Raw genomic sequence first — 21,768 nt, 5'->3', positions numbered from 1 at the left:
TGATGTTCATCACATTTCAGTGTAAAACCCGCTTTGAACCTGAATAATGGTCACGCCAGTAGGCGCCATCCAGAAAATCCAAGCGGACCGTACCGCCGGTGGTTGGAGCATGCACGAAGCGACCTTCACCCACGTAAATGCCGACGTGGGTCACGCTGCCGCCGGCTCCGAAGAACACCAGATCGCCGGTGACGAGCCGTTCTGGCGGGATTGGCGGCCCCTGGATCGCAGCCAGCTCGCGCGAGGTGCGCGGCAGCATGACGGCCGCCACGTCCTTGTAGACATAAGTGACCAGCCCGCTGCAGTCGAACCCGGTCTCCGGTGTGTTGCCGCCAAACCGGTAGGGGGTACCGACCAGGCCCAATGCACGCATCAGGATGTCGTTGGCCGCTGCAGGGTTGGCCGGCGCCACCTGCGGCCAGACGCGCGGCGGCGGCGGGGGCGCGGCGGCCGGACGCCGCACCGGGGTCTGCTGCGCGCACCCGCCCAGCAGGAACAGGCCCAGTAGCAAACAGGCCGCGGCGCGATGGGTGCGGGCGGCGAAAACTGGCGTGATATGCATGGAGCCGGGATAATGGGCGGTTCGAAAGGTCGCCATGATGGCGGCGCACCCGGCGGCCGACAAGCCGTCCTCAACCGTCTGCCACCGGGCAGCCCATTCAGAGCCAGGCATGAAGATCGAAAAAGACAGCGTCGTCCGCTTCCACTACACCGTTTCGGAGATCGGCCAGGAGCCGATCGAGAGCTCCAAGGAGCGTGACCCGTTGGCGATCCTGATCGGCCACGGCAACATCATCCCCGGCCTGGAAGCGGCCATGATGGACAAGGAAGCCGGCGAAAGCTTCGGCGTCGACGTCAAGGCGACCGAGGCCTATGGCGAGTACCGCGAAGGCCTGAGCCAGCGCGTGCCCAAGAAGCATTTCGGCGCCACCAAGCTGGTTCCGGGCACCCAGGTGGTACTGCAGACCAACTTCGGCCCGCGTGCGGTCACCGTGCAGAAGGTTGGCATGAGCGTGGTCGATGTCGACCTCAATCACCCGATGGCCGGCAAGGACCTGCACTTCGATGTGGAAATCATCGAAGTGCGCGAAGCAAGCCAGGAAGAGCGCGACCACGGGCACGTTCACGGTGACGGCGGCCATCACCACTGAGCACTGCGGGCAGAGTGTCAGCGTTGCGGTGGCGGTGAACGGCTGGATTCCGGGTTCGGTCTGCACCTCGGATGCGTCCCGGGCCGCCGGAGCCGACGCTTCCTTGCCAGCGGGCACGCGCTGCGCCACGCTCGATGCAGCCGGTAACGGCGGCGTTTCCGACGGCCCGCCCTCCAGGCGGGCCGTTTGCGTTGTGCGGTGTACGCCATCGCACCCGATGGCCTGAGTTGCAATGACCCGACCCGATCTGCTCCCCATTGCCGCGACCGAGCGCATCGTCGTGTTGGACGTACTGCGCGGTTTTGCATTGCTCGGCATCCTGCTGATGAACATCGAGGCCTTCGTCGGACCGCTCGATCTGGCATTGAGCGGCGTGGAGCCGCACTGGCACGGCGCCGACCGCATCGCCGATGCGCTGGTCTATCTGTTCGTGCAGGGAAAGTTCTACACCCTGTTCTCGATGTTGTTCGGCATGGGCTTTGCAGTGATGGCGCAGCGCGCCGACCAGGCAGGGCGCGGGTTGATCGGCATGTACCTGCGCCGCACTGCCGGCTTGCTGGTGATCGGTCTGGCGCATGCATTGCTGCTGTGGTCCGGCGACATTCTGGTGACCTACGCCGTGCTGGCGGTCCTGCTGCTGAGTGCGCGCAAGGTGCCGACGGTGACGTTGCCGTGGCTTGCGGCGCTGGTGTACCTGTGCGCGCCGGCGCTGGTGATGCTGTACGGCAGTGCGATCGCGCTGATGCAGTCCGATCCGGCAGCAGCGAGCGACTGGAACACCGCCATGGCCGACGCCGCGCAGCAGGCAGCAGCCAACGTGCAGGCACAGCGCGCCGCATTTGGACACGGCACCTACCTGCAGGCCATCGCGCAGCGTTGGCATGACCTGCGCCAGGCGATGAGTGGGCTCAGCATCAATGGCCCGGCCATGCTGGGCATGTTCCTGTTGGGCAGCTGGTTCGTGCGCAGCGGCGCGATCGCGGCGCCCGAGCGCTTTCCACACCTGTTTCGCGCGTTGCGCTACGGGGCCGTGCCGCTAGGGCTTGCCGTCATGGTGGTCAGCTACGCGCTGGAACCATGGATGGACCCTGCGCGTGCGACGCTGCGCCTGTCCGGCGCGTTCGCGTTGGCGTTGATCGCGGGGCCGCTGATGAGCCTGGGCTATGCGGCATGGGTAGTGCGCTTTGCGTCGCGTCTGGCGTGGCTTGCGCCTGCCGGCCGCATGGCGCTGAGCAATTATCTGTTGCAGTCGGTGCTGTGCACGTGGGTGTTCTACGGGTACGGGCTGGGCTACTTCGAGCAATTGCCGCGCGTGTGGCAACTGCCGTTCGCAGTGGCGCTGTTCGCTGCGCAGGTGGTGCTGAGCCACCTGTGGCTGCGCTGGTTCCGCTTCGGGCCACTGGAATGGGTCTGGCGGAGCGTGACCTACCTGCGCGTGCCGCCGATGTGGCGCAGCAACGCCCGGGCCGGGTAGCCGCAGGTGAGCGCCGTGCGCGAGGACGTGGTGGTGATTGGTGCCGGCGCGATCGGCCTGGCCACTGCGCTGGCGCTCGTGGAAGCCGGCCGTCAGGTGCGCGTGCTCGATGCCGGCGCGTTGGGCGCTGCCACCTCGCACGGCAACTGCGGCACGATCACACCAAGCCATGCGCCACCGCTGGCGGCGCCGGGCATGATCGCGCAGGCGGTGAAATGGATGCTGACGCCGGACGCGCCGTTGTACATCCCGCCACGCCTGGATCCGGCGTTGTGGCGCTGGCTGTTGCGGTTCGCACGGCGCTGCAATGCGCGCGACTGGCACGCCAGTGCGCATGCACGTGCGGCCTTGCTGCACGACGCGCGCCACCGCCTGGACGACTGGGTGAAGCGTTACGCGCTGGACTGCGACTACCGGATCGATGGGCTGGACTATGTGTTCGGCGACGCACGCCGCTTTGCGCAGTACCGCGCCGAATGCGAGGTGCTGGCGCAGTGGGGCATCCAGACGCAGGTGATCGATGGCGCCGACTACGCGCGGCAGGATCCGGCATTTCGCGATGGCATCGCAGGTGCGATCCATTTCCCTGGCGACGCGCATCTGCGCCCGGAACGCTACACCGCGGAACTGGCCAGGGTGCTGCGCGCGCAGGGGGCGGTGGTCGATGAGCACTGCCGCGTGCATGCCGTGCTGCCGGAGGCATCCGGTGTCTGCGTGCACACCGACCCGGCGGTGCTGCACGCACGTGAGGTGGTGATCGCCACCGGGCCGTGGTCGCCGCAGTTGGCTGCGCAGCTCGGGCTACGCCTGCCGGTGCAGGCCGGCAAGGGCTATTCGATCACTTACAGCGCACCACCGTTGATGCCGCGCTGCCCGGTGGTGCTGAAGGATCGCTGGGTGTTCGTGGTACCGTGGCGCGACCGGCTGCGCATCGGCAGCACGATGGAATTTTCCGGCCACGACACCCAGCTCACGCCCGCGCGCCTGGCTGCGCTGGAACGTGCGGCCGCCGAATATCTGCATGCGCCATGCGGGCCGGCAGTGATCGAACGCTGGTATGGATGGCGACCGATGACCTGGGACGATGTGCCGGTACTGGGCGCCGTGCCGGCGCGTCCTCACGTCTGGCTCGCGGCCGGCCATGGCATGCTCGGGATCAGCATGAGCACTGCAAGCGGAAAACTGATGGCCGACCTGATCACGGGCCGCGCACCTGCGCTGGACCCGCATCCCTACCGGGCGGAGCGATTCGCATGAGTGCGCGTTACGACTATGACGTGGTGATTCTGGGCGGCGGTTCCGGTGGGCTGGCGGCCGGTTTTCGCGCGGCAAAACACGGCGCGCGCGTGGCGATCATGGAGCCCGGCGAGCTGGGCGGGACCTGCGTCAACCTGGGTTGCGTGCCGAAAAAAGCGATGTGGCTGGCGGCCGATCTGGCCGGCAAGATCGAGCTGGCCGGCGCGCTGGGGTTCGATGTGCCGCGCCCCGCGTTGGCATGGCAGGAGCTGGTCACACATCGGCAGGGCTACATCGCCAACATCCACGCGAGTTATCGGCGGCGTCTGAACGAAGATGGCGTGGTCCTGATCCCGCAGCGCGGCGTGTTGCAGGACCGTCATACCATCCTGGGTGGCGACGGCGTGCCAGTTACTGCCGAGCACATCGTCATCGCCACCGGCGCGCACCCGCTGCGCCCAGGCGTGGACGGCGCCGAGCATGGCGAGGTTTCCGACGATTTCTTCAACCTCTGTCATGCGCCAGCGCACGTGGCAATCGTTGGGGGTGGCTATATCGCGGTGGAAATCGCCGGCCTGTTGCAGGCACTTGGCAGCCGCGTGCACCTGTACGTGCAAAGCGATCGTCTGTTGGAACGCTTCGATGCGGAGTTGACGCTGCAGTTGGCCGACAACCTGCGCCACCTGGGCGTACGCCTGCATTTCGGTTTCACCACCACCGGTCTGGAGCGCGATGCGCAGGGCGGACTGCGCGTGCATGGTCATCCTGCGCATCCGCGCGAGCAAGGCAACGACGTGTTCGACAAGGTGTTCTTTGCCATCGGCCGGCGCGCCAACACGGCCGGCCTGGGCCTGGATGGCGTCGGTGTGACGCTCGGCGATAAGGGCGAGGTGGTGGTGGACGACGGGCAGACCACCAATGTGCCCAACATTCATGCGATCGGCGATGTGGCTGGCAAGGTCGGGCTGACGCCGGTGGCGATCGCGGCGGCGCGCAAGCTGATGGACAGGTTGTTCGGCAACGAGCCCGATGCGCGCATGGACTACGACGGCGTGCCCAGCGTGGTGTTCTCGCACCCGCCGCTGGGCCATGTCGGGCTGACCGAGGAGCAGGCACGCGAACGCTACAACGGCGAGGTGCGCGTCTATCGCAGCAACTTCCGCCCGATGCTGCATGCGCTGGCCGATGCGCCGCAGCGCAGCCTGTTCAAGTTGGTATGCGCAGGCCAGGAGGAGCGTGTGGTCGGCGTGCATCTGCTGGGCGAGAGCGCCGACGAGATGCTGCAGGGCTTTGCGGTTGCGGTGAAGATGGGCGCGACCAAGCGCGACTTCGACGAGACGGTGGCGATTCATCCCACCTCGTCGGAAGAGATCGTGTTGATGCATTGAGGGATGGCGGCGCGGGCGTCGCTATCGATGCTTGGTTGCCATGTGGCGGTGCATAAGGCGATGCCACGTAATGCCAGACTGCGATCTCCAGTGGCAGCCGTACCCGCATCCGGCACTGGGCCACCTCTCTCTCATAAGGGGGGCAGTGTCCCGATGGGAGCAGGATTGAAGCCTCTGCCAGCGGGGAGAGGCCTCAGCACAAGCGACTCATTGATCGAGCTCGATCTGATGCTCAAAGCTTTTTGTACTCTCATCGGGCGAATGACGACATATTGTGTTGCCTGAGCGGTTTGCTTGCTGCGCCCGTACCCTCACCCCAACCCCTCTCCCGGGGGGAGAGGGGCTTGCAACTTTCTCTTAGCCTACGGGGCGATCCGCACGCGCATATGCACCCCCGTCAGCTGGCATGCTTGCGCGATGTCCAGATCTCGCTTTTCAACGCCATTTCTATCCGCCACCTCTGCAGGGCATGCCGCCTCCAAGGGTGAGTCACTGTCCGGCGAGCAGGCGCGGCTGCGGATTCTCCAGGTGATCCGCGCGATTCCCGTGGGCGAGGTCGCCGGTTATGGGGACGTCGCCCAGCGCGCCGGCCTGCCGGGCCGTGCGCGGCTAGTGGCGCGCGTGCTCAGCGGCAATGACGACCCGCAGCTGCCCTGGCACCGCGTGGTGCGCAGTGACGGCCGGATCGCGCTGCCCAAAGGCTCGGCAGGCCATCGCGAGCAGTGTCAGCGGCTGCGAGCCGAGGGCGTCCAGGTGGAGCGGGGCCGTGTGCGCCGGGCCAGTGCCGCACAGCGGCTGGATGCGGCCGTGTGGGGGCCTTCATAGGGCTGCCGTTATCATCTGCAGCATTCTGAAGGAATGCCGCCATGCCCCAACTGCCGCCTGTCACCAAAGCCTTATTGATCGCCAACATCGGCCTGTTCCTGCTGCAGTGGGCGGTGGGCGACCTGGGTGCGGGCATGCTGCCATCCGATAGCACGCTGTCATGGCTGATGCTGTGGCCGCTGTCCAACGGCTTCGATGCGTTTTCGCCCGGTGCCAGCTTCATGCCGTGGCAGTTGCTGACCTACGCCTTCCTGCATGGCGGTTTCAACCATCTGTTCTTCAACATGCTGGCGCTTTTCATGTTCGGTGCGCCGCTGGAACAGACCTGGGGCCAGAAGCGCTTTCTCACCTATTACCTGGTGTGCGTGGCCGGAGCCGGCGTGTGCCAGTTGCTGATGGCCTGGTTCACCCAGAGCGGTGCGCCGGTGGTGGGGGCCTCGGGCGGTGTGTTCGGGCTGTTGCTGGCCTACGGCATGCTGTTCCCGAACCAGCGCGTGATGCTGCTGTTCCCGCCGATTCCAATGAAGGCGCGCACCTTTGTGATCGTGTTTGGCGCGATCGAATTGTTCCTGGGCGCGACAGGCTGGCAGCCGGGCGTGGCGCATTTCGCGCACCTGGGCGGCATGCTGTTCGGCTGGCTGATGATCCGCTATTGGCGCGGCCAGCCGCCGTTCGGTGGCAGCGGCGGCCGCAAGGGCGGTGGCAAGGGCCGCAAGCCGCCGTTGCGCGTGGTGCGCTGAGGTCGGGCTACGCATCGAGTCGCAGGAGCGGACCCGGCCGCCACGGCGGTTACCGGTAAAGCCTCGTCGCGGCCAGGTCCGCTCCTACGTTCAGCGTGTTTCAGCTGGTCGGTAAATCGACAAACGCGGAGACAAAAAAAGAGCGCGGATCCCGCGCTCTTTTTCATTGCCTGCCACTGCGTGTTGATTGCCAGTGACTTCCTGGCGCGTGAATCAACGCCAGATCTTGATCTGGTCGGCATCCACGCGCTGCATCGGCTGGCCCGGCTTGCAGGTGAATGCTGCTCCGAACTCCGGCAGGTTCGACAGCGGGCCATTGGTGCGCCACTGGCCCGGTGCACGGATGTCGGCGCTGGCGCGCTGCACCGCTTCGTTCGGCGACAGCTGCTGTGCCCACAAGCCGGCCCAGGCAGTGAAGAAGGCCTGCTTGTCGGCTTCGGTGGCGGCGGGTTGTGCCTTGCTGAAGGCCTGCCAGGCCAATTCGACGCCGGCCAGATCGGCCAGGTTCTCTTCGGCGGTCTGCGCGCCGTTGACCTTGGCATTGGGCACGCCCGGGTACGGATAGGCAGCGAACTGATTGGCTACCTTCCCGGTGAGCAGCGTCCAGCCGGTCTTCTCGGCCGGCGTCCACCAGCTACGCAGCTCGCCCTTGGCATCGACGAGCGAGCCCTTGGCGTCGATCGCGCGGGTCAGCTCGTGCGCCACCAGCGCACCGTAAGCGCCGTACTGGGCCGCCGGCGTGCTGCCGCTGGTCAGCACAGGTGCCTGCAACACGGCAGCGGTGACGATCAGGCGGTTCTGCGCAATGTCATAGGCGACGGCAGGCTGCTGCGGCAGCACGTCCCAGCGGCGGTCGGCGTTGCCCTTGCCGATGCGCTTCATTTCCTCGCGGTGACGCCAGGTCGAGGCGATCAGCATGTTGCCGCCGAAGCTGCCACGGCCCATCGGCTGCACGGTGTAATCCAGATCGCGACGCGGTGCGCCGACTTCGATCTTCATCGCGGTCAATTTGGCCTTGGCTTCGGCCACTGCCTCGCCGTTGCCCCAGCCGGTGCGCTCCAGCGCGGCCAGCTGTGCGTCGCGCACCTGGTCGGCGATGGCTTCGGCCTGGCGGCGGGTGTCGCTGCTCAGGTAACGCGCCACGTATTCGCGACCCAGCATCGGGCCGGCAGCCACATTGATGGCATCCAGCACCTGCTGCCAGCGCTGCGGCGCCACGGCGTCGCCACGCAGCAGGCGGCCGCGGAACTGGTATTCGGCATCGTGGAAGCTCTTGGACAGGTACGGCGCCATCGCATCGCCCACGCGCCAGCGCAGGTAGGCCTTCCACTGCTCCGGCTTGATGCTGACGATCATGCTGTCGAGCTGCTTGAACATGGCCGGGTCGGCCATCGACACCAGGTCGTCCTTGACGCCCTGGGCCTCCAGGAAGTCGGCCAGGCGCAGGTTCTTGTACTGCTTGGTCAGCTCCTTGGTGGCGATCGGGGCATAGTTGTTGAACGGGTTGTTGATGCCCTGTACCGACTGCGCGCTGCGTGCCAGCGCGGTCTCGATCTGCAGCACCGAAGCGGCATCGGCGTCGAGTTTGTCGGCGGCGGTGCCGGTGAGCGCCAGGATCTGCTTGACGTAGGCGCGGTAGCGGCCCATCAGCGCCTGGGTGTCGGCATCGGTACGGGTGTAGAACGCCGGGTCGGGCAGACCCATGCCGCCCTGCATGAAGTAGCCGATGTGGCGGTCCAGCGCCTTCAGGTCCACGTCGGGGCCGAAGTTGAAGCCGACCGGGATGCCGACCTGGTGCAGTGCGGCGATGGAAGCGGGCACATCCTTGGCCTTCTTGATCGCGTCGATGCGCGACAGCAACGGGGCGATCGGGTTGGAGCCGTCCTTTTCCACGGCGGCCTCATCCAGGCCGCTGGCCCAGAAGTCACCCAGCAGCTTCTGCACATTACCCTGCGGCGCCTTCATCGAGGCGTCCAGTAACTCACGCTGCTGCTGCAGTGCGCGCTCGGACAGTTGGCCCAGCGCGGTCACGGCGCCGGCCTGCGGCACCGGGTTGGCCTTCAGCCAGCCAGCATTGGCGTAGTCGTAGAAATCGGTGCAGGCCGCGGAGACGGCCGGGGCCTTGGGAGCTGCCTTCTTCTTGCGAGCGGCGTCGGCGTCGGGGGCGGACAGCAGCGTGATCAGGCTGAAGCCAAGAGCGAGGGCAAGCGGGCGAATGGTGGGCATCGAGAAGACAGGTGGCCAGAGTAAAGTCGGCGGAGTTTAGCAAGGCCGGGGGCCGTGCAGGCGGGCACCCGCTGCGGTTCGTCTCCGGTACCGGCCGTTTGCATGAACGCGACAGGCCCGCGTGTGCGGGCTCGTGCGCGCGCTCATGGGTTCGAAGCGCTTGCAGGCGCTTACCAGATCACCACGCGGTCCTTGTCCGGGCGCACCATCGCATCGCCTGGCTTGCAGGAGAACGCCTGGGCGAATTGCGGCATGTTGGACGGCGAGGCGATGGCACGCAGGTGGCTTGGCGAATGCGGGTCGGAGGCCAGATAGACCAGCTGCTGCTGCTCTCGGACCTGTTCGCGCCAGTTGCGCGCAAAGCCCAGGAAAAACCGTTGTTCCGGGCGGTAGCCATCGACCGTACGGGCACGCTCGGGATGCGTGCGCAGTGCAGTCTGCAAGGCGTCGTAGGCAATGTTGAGGCCGCCCAGGTCGGCAATGTTTTCACCCAGGGTGAGCTTGCCGTTGACGTGCAGGGTTGGATAGTTCGGCAGCGGCACATAGGCGTCGAATTGCTTGACCAGCACATCGGTGCGTGCTTCGAAGGCTTTGCGATCCTGCGGCGTCCACCAATTGACATTGTTGCCCGCGCCATCGAATTGGCTGCCCTGATCGTCGAAACCATGCGAGGCCTCATGGCCGATGATCGCGCCGATCGCGCCGTAGTTCAGCGCGTCATCGGCGCTGGCATCGAAGAACGGCGGTTGCAGGATGGCGGCCGGGAAACTGATGGAGTTTGTGCTGGGGCTGTAATACGCATTGACCGTCTGCGGCGTCGTCGTCCAACGCTTGCGGTCGGTGGGTTTGCCGATCTGCGCAATATCGTAGTGATAGTTGAACTTTGCCGCGGCCTGCAGGTTGCGGTAATACGCGCCGGGCACGATCTCCAGCCCGGACCAGTCGCGCCAGGTGTCCGGGTAACCGATTTTGGGCAGGAAGGTTTCCCACTTCGCCAAGGCCTTGGCCTTGGTCTGCTCGCTCATCCAGGCGACGTGCTCGATCCGTGTCTTGAGTGCGGCACGGATGTTGTTCACCAGTTCGGCGGCGCGTTGCTTGGTGTCGGGCGTGAAGACCTTGGCGACGTACAGTTCGCCCAGGCCTTCGCCCATGGCCCCGTTGACCGCACGAAGAACGCGCTTCCAGCGCGGCCGTTGTTCGGGCTGCCCGGACAGCGTCTTTCCATAAAAGGCAAAGTTGTTGTCGACGAACGCCTTGCTGAGCTGCTTAGACGCCTCGTCGATGGTGTGGAAGCGCAGATATGCCTGCCACTGCGCCACCGGCGCGGTGGCTAATTGTTGATCGAATGCCGCAAAGAAACGCGGTTGCGACAACGAGAAGCCAGGGCCGACATCCACACCCTGCGCAGCGAAGAATGTTGTCCACGAAAAGTGCGGCGTGATCTTGTCGGCATCGGCGACGCTGAGAAAGTGGTATTGATTCTTGGGTTGGCGGGCGTCGGTCGGCGCAAGCGATGCAGCGGCCAGGCGCGATTCGAGCGTCATGACGTCTTTGGCCTGGCGTTTGGCCGTGTCGGCATCGCTGCCGGTGAGTTCGAATGATTTGGCGATGTAGGCGAGGTAGGCTGCGCGGATGGGAGCGTATTGCGCAGCGGTGTAATAGTCCTTGGTCGGCAGGCCCAGACCACCTTCCTGGGCGAACGCGATCTGCTGCTCAGCCTTGTGGAAATCGGGGCCGGCACCGAACTCGAACACGAGTGCGTCGCCTTCTGCGTAGCGTTTGGTGATGTAGTCGGCAATCGCGGTGCTGGAGTTGAGTGCGGCAATTGCCTCCAGCTGCGGACGAATGGGGTCGTAGCCCGCTGCTTCGATGGCGCGTTCGTCCATGCCCGAGGCGTACAGCAAGCCCAGCTTGCGGGCCAGGGGATCAGTCTGTTGGTCCACCTGCTTTGCAGCGGCTTCGACAATCTGTCGCTGCGTGGCCAGGCTCCTTTCCACGAGCTCGTCGAACACCCCCCAGCTGGTCTGGTCGGGCGGGATCGGATTGGCCTTGTCCCACTTGGAATTGACGAAGTTATCCAGATTCGTGCACGCGCTTGACGCGGTATCCAGCTCTTCGATATCGAAGGCAGGCTTGGATGGAGTGGCGGCCGCAGTGGGTGCCTGCGTCGGTACGCTGCTGTCATCGGATGCGCGCTTGCAGCCCGTCAAAGCGACCAGCAGGGCAAGGGCGAGTGTGGAAGTCTTGATGGCTGACATGGCAGAAAGTGGCAGGAAGGAACACCGAGAATAGGCGGGCTCTGCCGTGCTGGCACATGCGTTGAGCTTTGTTGAGACTTGTAGTTAGGGTGCTGATTGCTGGGCAACAGATGTCTGATGGCGCAAGAAAAAAAAAGGGCAGCGGGCTTGCCCCGAATCCGAACCAGCCGTCGCAAACGTCAGCGGTGCGGCGCAGATCAACGCATGACCGCACGAACCATCTGTCGCCGATGCGTGCACCTGGTGCTCGCCGGGACCTGATGCGTGCAGTCAATGCATCGTGCACGGCGCTGGCCCGGCGCGTGAAGGCGCGGACCGCATGGCGCAGCGTCACAAGGCATCCCTAAATAAAAACGGGCGGCGACCTCTTGATCGCCGCCCGTCGTTTACAACGACCACGCAATTACCAGATCACAACCTGCTTGTCGCCCTGACGCACCATCGCATCGCCCGCCTTGCACGAGAACGCAGCGGCGAAGGCCGGCATGTTGGACGGTGCACCGATGGCGCGGAAGTTGGCCGGCGCATGCGGGTCGGTCTTCAGGCGCACGACGAGTTCTTCCGGGGTGAAGTTGCGGCGCCACACCGTGGCCCAGTTGAGGAAGAAGCGCTGGTCGCGGGTGATGCCGTCGGTCTTCGGGTCGTCCTTGCCGGCGGTGGCGGTTTTCATCGCGTCGTAGGCGGTATTGAGGCCGCCCAGGTCGGCAATGTTTTCGCCCAGGGTCAGGTCGCCCTTGACCTTGTCACCGGCCGGCGTGCGGTAGCTGTCGAACTGCGCTACCAACTTGCCGGTGCGTGCCTTGAACGCGTCCAGATCCTTCTGCGTCCACCAGCCCGGATCGGGGATGAAGTTGCCATCGGCGCCGAAGCGGCTGCCCTGGTCGTCGTAGCCGTGGGTCATCTCATGGCCGATCACCGCGCCGATGCCGCCGTAGTTCATTTCCTCCGGCGCATTCGGGTCGAAGAACGGCGGCTGCAGGATGGCGGCCGGGAACACGATCTCGTTCTGCAGCGGGTTGTAGTAGGCGTTGACCGTCTGCGGGCTCATGCCCCATTCGGTCTTGTCCACCGGCTTGCCGATCTTGGACAGGTTCCACTTGTAGTTGTATTCGGCCGCGGCCTGCACGTTGCCCAGGTAGCTGTCGCGGGTGGTGGTCAGACCATTCCACTCACGCCACTTTTCCGGGTAGCCGATCTTGGGCGTGAAACTTTCCCACTTGGCGATTGCCTTGGTCTTGGTCTCCGGGCTCATCCAGTCCAGCTTTTCGATGCGGGCCTTGAGCGCGGTGCGCAGATTGGTTACCAGGGTTTCCATCTTGGCCTTGGACTCGGCGGGGAAGGCGACCTTGACGTACATCTGGCCCAGCGCTTCACCGGTCTGGCCGTTGATGGTGGCCAGCACGCGCTTCCAGCGCGGCTTGATTTCCTTCTGGCCGCGAAGGGTCTTGTTGTAGAACGCAAAGCTCTCATCGACGAAGGGCTGGCTCAGGTACGGCGAAGCGCCATCGACGGTGTGGAAGCGCAGGTACGCGCGCCAGATCGCCGGGTCGGTGTCGGCAATCATCTTGCTCACTTCCTGGTGGAAGGCCGGGATCGCCAGCGAGAACATCTCCGGCGCGGTCACGCCCTGCGATTTGAAGAACTCGGTCCACGACCAGTTCGGGGTCAGCTTGTCGGCGTCGGCCGGCGAGATCGGGTTGTAGGCCAGCGAGGCATCGCGCGACAGTTGCGTGCTGGTCTTGGAGACCTTGGCGAGACGGGTCTCGAACGCGACCACCTGCTTGGCCTGCGCGGCGGCATCGGCCGCGGCCACGCCGGACAGTTCCAGCACCTTGGCGACGTGCGCCTGGTAGGCGTCCAGCTTGGCCTTGTTGCCGGCGCTGGTGTAGTACTCCGGGTCCGGCAGACCCAGGCCACCCTGCATGGCGTAGGCGATGTTCTGGCTGGACTTCTTGAAGTCCGCCTCGGCGCCGAAACTGAAGAGGTCGTTGTTGCCCTTGGCCGCGCTGCTGCGCAGATAGTCGACCAGCTTGGCCTGGTCGCTGATGGCGTCGATGGCAGCCAGCTCCGGCTTCAGCGGCTCGATACCCTGCGCGTTGATCTTGGCTTCGTCCATGCCGGTGGACCACAGGTCGCCGACGATCTTCTCCACGCCGGTGGCGCTACTGTCGGCCGCGGCCTGTTCCACCAATTGCTGCTGGACCGCATTGGAGCGCTCGTCGAGCATCTCGAACGCGCCCCAGCTGGTGCGGTCGCCCGGTACCGGGTTGGCGGCCAGGAACTTGGCGTTGGCGTAGGCGTTGAGGTCGGTACAGGCATTGCCGTTGGGGTCGAGGTCTGCCGCAGTGAACTGGTTCACCGCCGGCAGCTTGCTCTGGTCCAGGGTCAGCGTCTTGGGCGCCGCAGGCGCAGTGGTTGCCGCAGGTGCGGCGTCGCCGGCCGGGGCCGCCGGCGCAGCGTCGTCGGATTTCTTGCAACCACTGAGCGCGGCCGCCACGGCCAGGGTCAACGTCAATAGATGAGGTGTTCGAATCACAAAGGCTCCAGGAGCAGCAGTCGATTGGGAAGCTCCGTCGCCGGAGCCGTGGCCGGCACTCTACGCCTCGCCAGCCGGATGGCATGGTGTCGAAGGTCATGGGTGCGGGGTGTGTAGAGGGCCGGTTGGCGGGCTCCGACGCAGCTGCAGCAAGGGACGCACTAAAAAAACGGCCCCTTTCGGGGCCGTGGAGAAGTGCGTGTTCTAGTTCTGAACGCTGCGCTTAAAAGTCATAAGCCGCAGAGAGACGGACGAAGCGCGGTGGGTTGAAGTAGGTGCCCATGCCGTAAGTGTTGGAGACCGTGTAACGGTCGTCCCCGTACACCGCTTCCGTACGTGTGGCATCGCGGTCGTTGAGTACGTTGAAGACCTGCAGCCCGATGGCGAGCTTGTGATCGGCAAACGACGGGCGATAGGTCACGCCCAGATCCAGATTCGTCAGCCAAGGCGTGCGGCCTGCGTCGCCCGGACGAGAAGGAGAACCGGCGCAATAGTGGTAAGCCGACTCATAGCCGATCGGATCCTGCTCGCCCTGGCCGAAATAGCCCAGGCACGATTTTGGTGTGCCGGACAACACGCGCACCGTGGCAGATGCCATCCATTCCGGTGTGAACTGATAGGCACCGAATGCCTTGAACTGATGGCGGCGATCATTGGCCAGACTTCCACCTGCGTAGTACATCAGCTCTGCCGAGTCCCAGTCCTGCGTCTTGGAAACGTCAGCCTGCCCCAGATCGGATTTCACCTGGCCTTCGGTGTTGCCGTACAGATGCGACCAGGTGTAATCGACGCGGCCGAACCACTTTTCGTCGAACGGATGTTCCAGGAACAAGTCGACCGACACGTAGTTACGCTTGGCACCACTGGTGAATCCCCAATCCTCCTGAGACATACGCACCTGCGTGCGGCCCGAGCCGTCGACATTGGCCAGGTTGTAGGTGTTGGTTTCGCCAGGGTTGAACATCACGCAACCAGGAATGGCGACCGATGAGGCGTCAATGCCACCGGCTGCGAGCTTGTCGGCGATCCGGCCTGTATCGCAGACGTCATCGATCGCGGTCTGCAGCTTGCGATAGGTCACCTTTGCACCCGAGTTCCACTTCTCGCCGAGCGTCTTTTCAAAGCCCATCAGGAACTCATCCTGGTACTGAGACTTCAGATCGCTCGGTGCGAACGAATTCGGGTCGGGCGTCTGGCCGTATTCGCCGTTCGAAGACACCGGGCCCGGGCCCAGCGCTCTCAAGCCGGTCGGCTCTCCGTTCGCGTCCAAGCCGCTATACGCGAAATATTCGTCGGTGTAGGTGGACGCAGACGCTCCACGCACTGCAACACTGTTTGGCAGCGCCAGGTAGTAACGTCCAAGGTTGGCATACAGCTTCAGCGACGAATCGCCAAACACATCCCAGCTCACGCCCAGACGTGGTGCCCACTGGTCACCACTGTCAACGTACGGAGCGCCCGCACTATTGAAGTTGGTGAACTTGTCGTTGCGGATGCCAAGCAGGACCAGCCACTTGTCGGTGACCTGCCAGCGATCTTCCAGGTAGTACGCCTTCTGCTCAACGGCCATGCTGGTGGTCGTGGTGAAGATACGGCGCTGCGCATAGTAGCCATTGCCGCCCGATGGGCCGACACCCAGACTAGGACGGATGTCGACGGCCGGGTTGGACTGTCGTGCGAACAACCACTGGTATCCGGGGCCAGTGGTGCGAACACCTTCATCAGACGCATTGAAATACATGTTGTCCACGCCAGCGGTCAGGTCGTGGTCACCGAGCCGGTATTCGAGTTCAAGCCGCAGGCTGCGGGTCTTGTTCTGTGGGCGATCGGCCTTGGTGCGGTTGCTTGCCTGATCATTGGTGATCGGCGTACCCCCGGTCAGTGCAGGATCCTGATTGGTCACATTCTGCAGGTAGGGCAGGTTGGAAACGTACGGATTGCCCTGCAGATTGTCCTGGCGGCTACGGCCCCAGGTGGCATTCAAGGTCAGGTCATCGGTGAGATACCCGGTGTACTTGAAGATGTCGTAACGGTCTTTGATCTTGTAGGTATCGGCGAACGTCCCGCTACGACCACCACCGGACAAGGTGTCGTAGTCGAAATCGGTGTAATAGCCCGCGCGACGATCTGTGCTTTCGATGCGGGTGTATTCCAGAATGTTGCTGTCGTTGATGTTCCAGTCGATCTTGCCGTAGAACTTCGGTGCGCTGTACGAGTAATTGTTGCGACCCAGAATGCTTGCCGCGCTGGAGTTGGTGGACACGCCGTCGGTCTTGTCGGATTCGCCGGCAACAAATACGAAGAGCTTGTCTTCGATCAGCGGGCCGCCCGCATAAGCGCTATAGACGGTACGGTTGGCAGCGTCGTCTTTGCGGCTACGGTAGAGCGTTCCCGGCTGGTCTGCATTGGTGTATTCGAAGTCGGCTGGCAGTGTGTTGTTGGGGAAGCGCACGTTCTCAGGCGAGCTTGCGAGCGCTTTAGGCTCCCAGACGGCCTGAGCACCAAAATGCCATTCGTTGGTGCCGCGCTTGCCTACCTGATTGATCACGCCGCCGGTGGAGCGACCGTAACGCGCGCTGTAACCGCCGGTGTAGGTTTCCTGCTGGTCGATGGCACCGTACGGCAAGCTCACGCCACCCAGGTTGCTGAGCGGATTGCTGACGTTGAATCCGTTGATGTAATAAGCATTTTCGGTAACGCCCGCGCCGCCGAATGAAACGACCGAGCGTGAGCCGTTATCGAACGCGCCGCTTCCCGCGACAGCACCAGGTGCTAGCAGCGCAATTGCTTCGGCGCTGCGTCCAAGTGGCAGGATCGCAAGCTGCTGGGAAGTGATGACCGACCGTGCACTCGTCGAGCTCACATCGATCTTCGGTGCATTGGCGGCAGTGACAGTGATCGCGCCCAGCGTGGTTGCATCGGCGCTGCCTGCGGCGCTTGCGCCAGCAAACGACACTTCAGTGCCCGAGCCGACGCGCAGTTGCACGTTCTTGCGGGTATCGACGACCTGGTCGCCGCGCTTCAGGGTAACGGTATAGGCACCCACCGGCAGCGAGCCGAGGTTGTAACGGCCATTTGCATCGATGGTGATGGTGCGGCTGAGGCCGGTATCGCTCTGTACAACGATGGTGCTGCCGGCTTCGGACGGGGCGCTGCCGTAGATGCTACCGGTGGTGCTTTGCGCGTTGACCGCGCCGTTGGCTAGGCAGGCACCGAGCACGACGGCGAGGGCGGTGCGCTTGAGGAGTTGGCGACGAAACTGATTGCTCATTCCTGACCTTTGAACTGGATTTCGGATAAGGGGCGGTCATCGGGGAGTCAGATGGCCTTAACCCGAACGTAATGAATCCATGTCCAGCGGCGCAAGCGATTGGAATTAATTCTTAACTAAATTGGAGCTATCCGCACCGAAGGCGAGGAATTCGGCACAACGAACCAGCGTGCCGCACACGGAAAAGAGCAACCTCAACAATTGCGCGTTTGATCTGGTTACATTCGATACAGATATGCACGACGCGATGCGCGTAGAACATGCCATGCCACGGTCGCCGTCGCTGTGCTGGATGGCCACGTCACCTGCGCAAAAAAGAGCCCCGACCAGCGGGGCTCTCTTTCCTCACAACCCTCAGAACCGCACGGTCGTCCCCAGATAGAAGAACCGGCCCACGTTGTCGTACAACGCGGAGTTGAAGTCCGAGCCGAAGTAGTTGCGCGGCGGGTCTTTGTCGAAGGCGTTGTCGATGCCCAGGTAGACGTCGATCTTCGAACCGGGGAACTGATAGCCGAACTGGAAGTTGTGGTAGACGTACGAGCCGTTCTTGATCGGGCTGGCCGAGCCCGGATTGCTGTTGTAGCTTTCCGGGGTCACGCGCAGGTTGCCATCCACGTAGTTCATGTCCCACGAGGCGCGCCATTCGTTCCAGTTGTACTTGGTCTGGAACTGCGCGCGCCAGCGCGGGTCGGTCACGTAGGTCACGTACTCGTCGTATTCGGCCGGGAAATCCTGGAACACCCATTCGCGCGACTGGATCAGGCGCGTGCCGACAAAGCGCAGCACGGTGTTGCCTTCGCCGAGCTGGAAGCGATAGTCCATTTCCAGGTCCACGCCCACGCGACGCGAACGCGCCAGGTTTTCGTTCAATGCCTGCCAGCCGATGATGCTGTGCTCGGGATAGATGCGGCCCTGCGGGTCGGTGAAGCCGCCCAGCGGGGCACGCTGCACGAAGCCGCAGAAGCTGTTGCCGACGCCACCGGGGTTATCCACGCAACGCGTCGCATTGGTCTCGGCAGTCACGGTGCCGATGGCGTCGCGCAGATCGATGCGCCAGTAGTCGATCGACATGCCGAAGCCTTCGAAGAACTCCGGTTGCCACACCAGGCCATAGGACAGGCTGCGCGCACGCTCCGGCTTGAGGTCCGGGTTGCCGCCGCTCACGCCGGGGCGGGTGGCCGTGTAGGTGTCGATCCAGCCCACCGGGACACCCAGCGCACTGCAGTTGGCCTGACGCAAGCCCACATCGCCAGCCGTGCCCGGGCGATTGGTATTGGTGGGCAGGTAGTTGCAGGGGTCGTTGATGGTGGCGAAGTTCTCGCTCTGCGAGTCGTACAGTTCGCCGATGCTGGGCGCACGCACCGACTGAGCGAGGGTGCCGCGCAGACGCAGCGACGGGATGATGGTCCAGTCCAGGCCGATGTTCCAGGTCTTGGTCGAGCCGATGCTGCTGTAGTCCGAATAACGGCCAGCCACATCCAGCGCCAACCGATCCACGCCCGGCAGCCCGGCCAGCAGCGGAATGGTGCTTTCGACGAAGACGTCCTTGACGGTGTATTCGCCGCCGCTGTTGGGGATGGCATTGAGGAAGGTCACGCCCGATGCTGCCAACGGGTCGGTGATTTCCTCGCTTTGTTCCTTGCGGTATTCCACGCCGCCGGCAATGCCGATGTCGCCGGCCGGCAGCGACAGCAGGTTGCTATTGGCCACCGAGGCGCTGAACACGGTCTGTTGGATCTTGGCCTGCGAGCGCGCGGTGGTGTTGAACCACGCCGCCGCTTCCGGGGTGACCGCACCGTTGCCGAAGATGCTGAAGGGCACGCAGCCCTCGCGCGCCAGTGCCGAATACACCCGGCCGGTGTTGGGGTTGATCGCGCTTGGATCCAGGGTGGTGCGGCAGACGATGTTGCCGCTGGCATCGCGCGCGGCATCGATGCCGGCCTGCCAACGTTCGTTGATGCGGTTGTTGAGGTTGAGCCGGTCCACCGTGGTCTTGCCGTAGTTGGCAGACACGTCGTAGGTCCAGTTGTCGGTGAAATTGCCTTCGGCTCCGAGCACCGCGCGGTAGGTCTTGCGCTCGATGTTCTCGCCACGGCGGCCGGCGTCGACGTTGAAGCGGTTCATCAGGATCTGCGTGGCCCCGCGCGAATCCATCAGCGCGCCGAGTTCGGGGCTGACATACGGGTTCTGGCGGCGCACGCGCAGCGAGCTGTCGAATGCCGGCTGGCCGAAGAATTCCGAATCGGTTTCGCTGTATTTGCCTTCGAAGAACAGGCGATGGTTTGCGCTGATCTCGAAGTTGATCATGGTATTGACGCTCTTGCGGTCGAAGCCGGGCTGCAGGTCGGCCACCGCGTTGAGGTCGGCAAAGTCGCAATCCACACACGAGGTGTTGCTCACCACCGTGCCGTTGTAACGGTTACGACGGAAGCTGCCGTCGTCGTTGAACAGATAGCGGTTGCCGTACGTGGCCGGGTTGCGGAAGTCGAAGGTGCCCAGGTTGAAGGTGCCGCCGTAGGAGGTGCCGTGGTTGCCACCCGGGCCGCTGAGCACGGTCTGGGGGTTGCTCTCGCTTGGCGGGCGGCTTGGGTCGAAGCTGGGGTTCTGCACGCTGACCAGGTACTCGCGGCCGATGGCACGATTACCGCGGCCGAAGCGGTCCTGCTTGCTGTATTCGCCCGAGATGGCGATGTTGCCGCGGCCTTGCGCAAAGTCGGTGCCGGCAGAGAAGCTGGCAAACGAGCGGTTGTAATTGCCCTCATCGGCCAGGCCGGTTTGCGCGCGCGTCTCGAAACCGGTGAAGTTCTTCTTGAGGATGAAGTTGACCACGCCCGCCACCGCATCGGCGCCGTAGACGGCCGAGGCGCCGCCGGTGATGACTTCCACGCGTTCGACCCATTCCACCGGAATGGTGTTGACGTCCACGGCGGTCGAGCCGGGGCTGGCGCCCACATGGCGGCGGCCGTTGACCAGCACCAGCGTGCGGTCCACGCCCATGCCGCGCAGATCCAGCAGACCCAGGCCGGCAGTGCCAATGAAGCGGGTGGAATTGCCCAGGGTGTAACTCGGCGCCAGCGCTGGCATGCGTGCCATCAGATCGCTGATGGTGGTCGCGCCGGTGGCGCGGATTTCTTCGGCACTGATGGCGGTGACCGGGGAGGGGGTGACGAAACCGGTACGCGCGATGCGCGAACCGGTGACGGTGACCTTGTCCAGGTCGGTGGTGTCGGGCGCCATGCCATTTTCCGATTGCGCGGCAACATGGCCGGCCGGTGCGACCAGCGCGGCCAACAAGGCGGCGCTCAAACGATGACGACGGGTGCGTTGCGGGAGACGACTCGACATGACCTTTGCAGATTCCTGTACTGACGATTTGGGGTAACAGCTGGGCTCGCTGAGCGCTGGCTGAATTGAGTCTCGAACGTAACAACTCCTTAATCGTGTGTCCACAATTGTGAAATATGTCGGTGGTTGACACGTGCTTGCATCAAGGCCGGCTACCGCTGTAGAGCCGGGCATGTACGGCGATGTCGACACGAGCCGGTAAACTGCACTGCTTCGCGAGCGCATGGTCAGGCAGTGACCGCGTGCCGCATACGATGAACCGGGTAGACAATGGCGATGAAGTTGAAACAACACGTGCGCGCCGCGACGGGTGCAGCTCAGGGCCGCGACGCATGAGCGGCGAACGCAGAATTGCCGCACATGCAGTGCAGGGCGCGCTCGCCCCGCATCCGCGCATCCGCAATGTCATTGCGGTGGGGTCGGGCAAGGGTGGGGTGGGCAAGTCCACCACGGCAGTGAATCTGGCACTGGCGCTGCGTCAGCAGGGCGCACGCGTGGGCGTGCTGGACGCCGATATCTATGGCCCCAGCGTGCCGGCGATGCTGGGCCTGAGCGGGCGCCCGGATAGCCCGGACAACAAGTCGATCGAGCCCTTGCGCGCGTTCGGGATCGAGGCGATGTCGATCGGCCTGTTGGTGGATCAGGACACGCCGATGATCTGGCGCGGCCCGATGGCCACCTCCGCCCTGACCCAGCTGTTCAACGACACCCTGTGGGACGACCTGGATTATCTGCTGATCGACCTGCCGCCCGGCACTGGCGATATCCAGCTGACCCTGTCGCAGAAGATTCCGGTAGCCGGTGCGGTGATCGTCACCACGCCCCAGGACATCGCCACGCTGGATGCGCGCAAGGCCTTGAAGATGTTCGAAAAGGTCGAGGTGCCGGTACTGGGCATCGTCGAGAACATGGCGGTGCATACCTGCAGCAACTGCGGGCATCGCGAGCACCTGTTCGGCGAAGGCGGTGGCGAGCGCATGGCCGCGCAGTATGGCGTGCCGCTGCTGGGGTCGTTGCCGCTGGCGATCGGGATCCGCGAGCAGGGCGATGCCGGTCAACCCATTGTGGTGGCCGCGCCGGAATCGACAGCAGCGCAGGCGTATCTGGCGGCTGCCGCGCGCCTGGCCGAGGAATTGGGCAAGCGCCCGCGCGCCAGCATCCCGATTTCGGCCTCGCTGCTATAGGGCAGCCAACAAACGACTGCGCTCACCGCCAGGCGGGCGCGGCCGGTGTTCGGAATCGCATGTACCACTCTGCGGCGCCGTCTACGCCCGTCTGACGTCTGCTCGCTACGTGCTGTTAGCCACTCTCAGTACAC

The 21,768-nt window shown here is 64.2% G+C and carries 13 protein-coding genes and 1 other RNA gene; 8 read left to right on the top strand and 6 right to left on the bottom strand.

Annotation, left to right across the window (positions count from 1 at the left end; translation table 11 throughout):
• Nucleotides 1-16 precede the first annotated feature (16 nt).
• On the bottom strand, nt 17-562 hold the full coding sequence (locus OZ10_RS03350) for a C40 family peptidase (RefSeq protein ID WP_039406088.1): 546 nt from the start codon (nt 560-562) through the stop codon (nt 17-19).
• A 109-nt stretch (nt 563-671) separates the two neighbouring features.
• Between OZ10_RS03350 and OZ10_RS03345 the strand changes: the two genes are divergently transcribed.
• The 6 genes from OZ10_RS03345 (at nt 672) to OZ10_RS03320 (ending at nt 6,814) form a co-directional block, all read left to right on the top strand.
• Nucleotides 672-1,151 carry an FKBP-type peptidyl-prolyl cis-trans isomerase gene (locus OZ10_RS03345; protein ID WP_039406090.1) on the top strand — a complete coding sequence of 160 codons (480 nt, stop codon included), beginning with the start codon at nt 672-674 and terminating at the stop codon, nt 1,149-1,151.
• A gap of 232 nt (nt 1,152-1,383) precedes the next feature.
• Nucleotides 1,384-2,625, top strand: a complete 1,242-nt coding sequence (locus OZ10_RS03340) for a DUF418 domain-containing protein (RefSeq protein WP_039406092.1) — start codon at nt 1,384-1,386, stop codon at nt 2,623-2,625.
• A 6-nt stretch (nt 2,626-2,631) separates the two neighbouring features.
• A complete protein-coding gene (locus OZ10_RS03335) occupies nt 2,632-3,882 on the top strand; it encodes an NAD(P)/FAD-dependent oxidoreductase (protein WP_039563952.1) in 1,251 nt (416 codons plus the stop codon).
• Entirely contained in the window at nt 3,879-5,249 is a 1,371-nt protein-coding gene (gene gorA, locus OZ10_RS03330; protein WP_039563951.1) for a glutathione-disulfide reductase, read from the top strand. The genes OZ10_RS03335 and gorA overlap by 4 nt, the downstream gene beginning before the upstream one ends.
• Nucleotides 5,250-5,666: 417 nt before the next feature.
• Nucleotides 5,667-6,074 carry an MGMT family protein gene (locus tag OZ10_RS03325; RefSeq protein WP_081419278.1) on the top strand — a complete coding sequence of 136 codons (408 nt, stop codon included), beginning with the start codon at nt 5,667-5,669 and terminating at the stop codon, nt 6,072-6,074.
• A gap of 41 nt (nt 6,075-6,115) precedes the next feature.
• Nucleotides 6,116-6,814, top strand: coding sequence for a rhomboid family intramembrane serine protease (locus tag OZ10_RS03320; RefSeq protein WP_039563949.1), 699 nt, complete (start codon nt 6,116-6,118; stop codon nt 6,812-6,814).
• A gap of 213 nt (nt 6,815-7,027) precedes the next feature.
• On the opposite strand, the gene OZ10_RS03315 is transcribed toward OZ10_RS03320, so the two are convergent.
• The 5 genes from OZ10_RS03315 to OZ10_RS03295 form a co-directional block, all read right to left on the bottom strand.
• The gene (locus OZ10_RS03315; protein ID WP_039563948.1) at nt 7,028-9,040 is read right to left on the bottom strand and encodes a M13 family metallopeptidase; all 2,013 of its coding nucleotides are present in this window, start codon (nt 9,038-9,040) and stop codon (nt 7,028-7,030) included.
• A gap of 170 nt (nt 9,041-9,210) precedes the next feature.
• A complete protein-coding gene (locus OZ10_RS03310) occupies nt 9,211-11,298 on the bottom strand; it encodes a M13 family metallopeptidase (RefSeq protein WP_039406110.1) in 2,088 nt (695 codons plus the stop codon).
• A 403-nt stretch (nt 11,299-11,701) separates the two neighbouring features.
• The gene (locus OZ10_RS03305) at nt 11,702-13,813 is read right to left on the bottom strand and encodes a M13 family metallopeptidase (RefSeq protein WP_039406111.1); all 2,112 of its coding nucleotides are present in this window, start codon (nt 13,811-13,813) and stop codon (nt 11,702-11,704) included.
• Nucleotides 13,814-14,057: 244 nt separating this feature from the next.
• A complete protein-coding gene (locus OZ10_RS03300; protein WP_039563947.1) occupies nt 14,058-17,105 on the bottom strand; it encodes a TonB-dependent receptor in 3,048 nt (1,015 codons plus the stop codon).
• A 354-nt stretch (nt 17,106-17,459) separates the two neighbouring features.
• A complete protein-coding gene (locus OZ10_RS03295) occupies nt 17,460-20,450 on the bottom strand; it encodes a TonB-dependent receptor plug domain-containing protein (RefSeq protein ID WP_039406113.1) in 2,991 nt (996 codons plus the stop codon).
• 332 nt (nt 20,451-20,782) lie between these two features.
• Here OZ10_RS03295 and apbC point away from each other — a divergent pair, with 332 nt between their 5' ends.
• Nucleotides 20,783-21,634: an iron-sulfur cluster carrier protein ApbC gene (apbC, locus tag OZ10_RS03290; RefSeq protein WP_039563945.1), complete on the top strand. Its 852-nt coding sequence runs from the start codon at nt 20,783-20,785 to the stop codon at nt 21,632-21,634.
• A gap of 59 nt (nt 21,635-21,693) precedes the next feature.
• Nucleotides 21,694-21,755: non-coding RNA, sX9 sRNA (locus tag OZ10_RS20520), on the top strand.
• Nucleotides 21,756-21,768 lie beyond the last annotated feature (13 nt).

Origin of the sequence: Xanthomonas cannabis pv. cannabis (assembly GCF_000802365.1) — a bacterium.
In the GTDB taxonomy this organism is placed as follows: Bacteria; Pseudomonadota; Gammaproteobacteria; order Xanthomonadales; family Xanthomonadaceae; genus Xanthomonas; species Xanthomonas cannabis.
The sequence above is the reverse complement of the archived record's forward strand: the minus strand, read 5'-3'. Positions and strand labels throughout refer to the sequence as shown.

Excerpts from the sequence above, each read along its gene's own strand:
- OZ10_RS03315 (WP_039563948.1), bottom strand. The coding sequence starts at position 9,040 with ATGCCCACCATTCGCCCGCTTGCCCTCGCTCTTGGCTTCAGCCTGATC.
- OZ10_RS03350 (WP_039406088.1), bottom strand. The coding sequence starts at position 562 with ATGCATATCACGCCAGTTTTCGCCGCCCGCACCCATCGCGCCGCGGCC.
- OZ10_RS03295 (WP_039406113.1), bottom strand. The coding sequence starts at position 20,450 with ATGTCGAGTCGTCTCCCGCAACGCACCCGTCGTCATCGTTTGAGCGCC.
- OZ10_RS03345 (WP_039406090.1), top strand. The coding sequence starts at position 672 with ATGAAGATCGAAAAAGACAGCGTCGTCCGCTTCCACTACACCGTTTCG.
- gorA (WP_039563951.1), top strand. The coding sequence starts at position 3,879 with ATGAGTGCGCGTTACGACTATGACGTGGTGATTCTGGGCGGCGGTTCC.
- OZ10_RS03325 (WP_081419278.1), top strand. The coding sequence starts at position 5,667 with ATGTCCAGATCTCGCTTTTCAACGCCATTTCTATCCGCCACCTCTGCA.
- OZ10_RS03340 (WP_039406092.1), top strand. The coding sequence starts at position 1,384 with ATGACCCGACCCGATCTGCTCCCCATTGCCGCGACCGAGCGCATCGTC.
- apbC (WP_039563945.1), top strand. The coding sequence starts at position 20,783 with ATGAGCGGCGAACGCAGAATTGCCGCACATGCAGTGCAGGGCGCGCTC.
- OZ10_RS03300 (WP_039563947.1), bottom strand. The coding sequence starts at position 17,105 with ATGAGCAATCAGTTTCGTCGCCAACTCCTCAAGCGCACCGCCCTCGCC.
- OZ10_RS03310 (WP_039406110.1), bottom strand. The coding sequence starts at position 11,298 with ATGTCAGCCATCAAGACTTCCACACTCGCCCTTGCCCTGCTGGTCGCT.
- OZ10_RS03320 (WP_039563949.1), top strand. The coding sequence starts at position 6,116 with ATGCCCCAACTGCCGCCTGTCACCAAAGCCTTATTGATCGCCAACATC.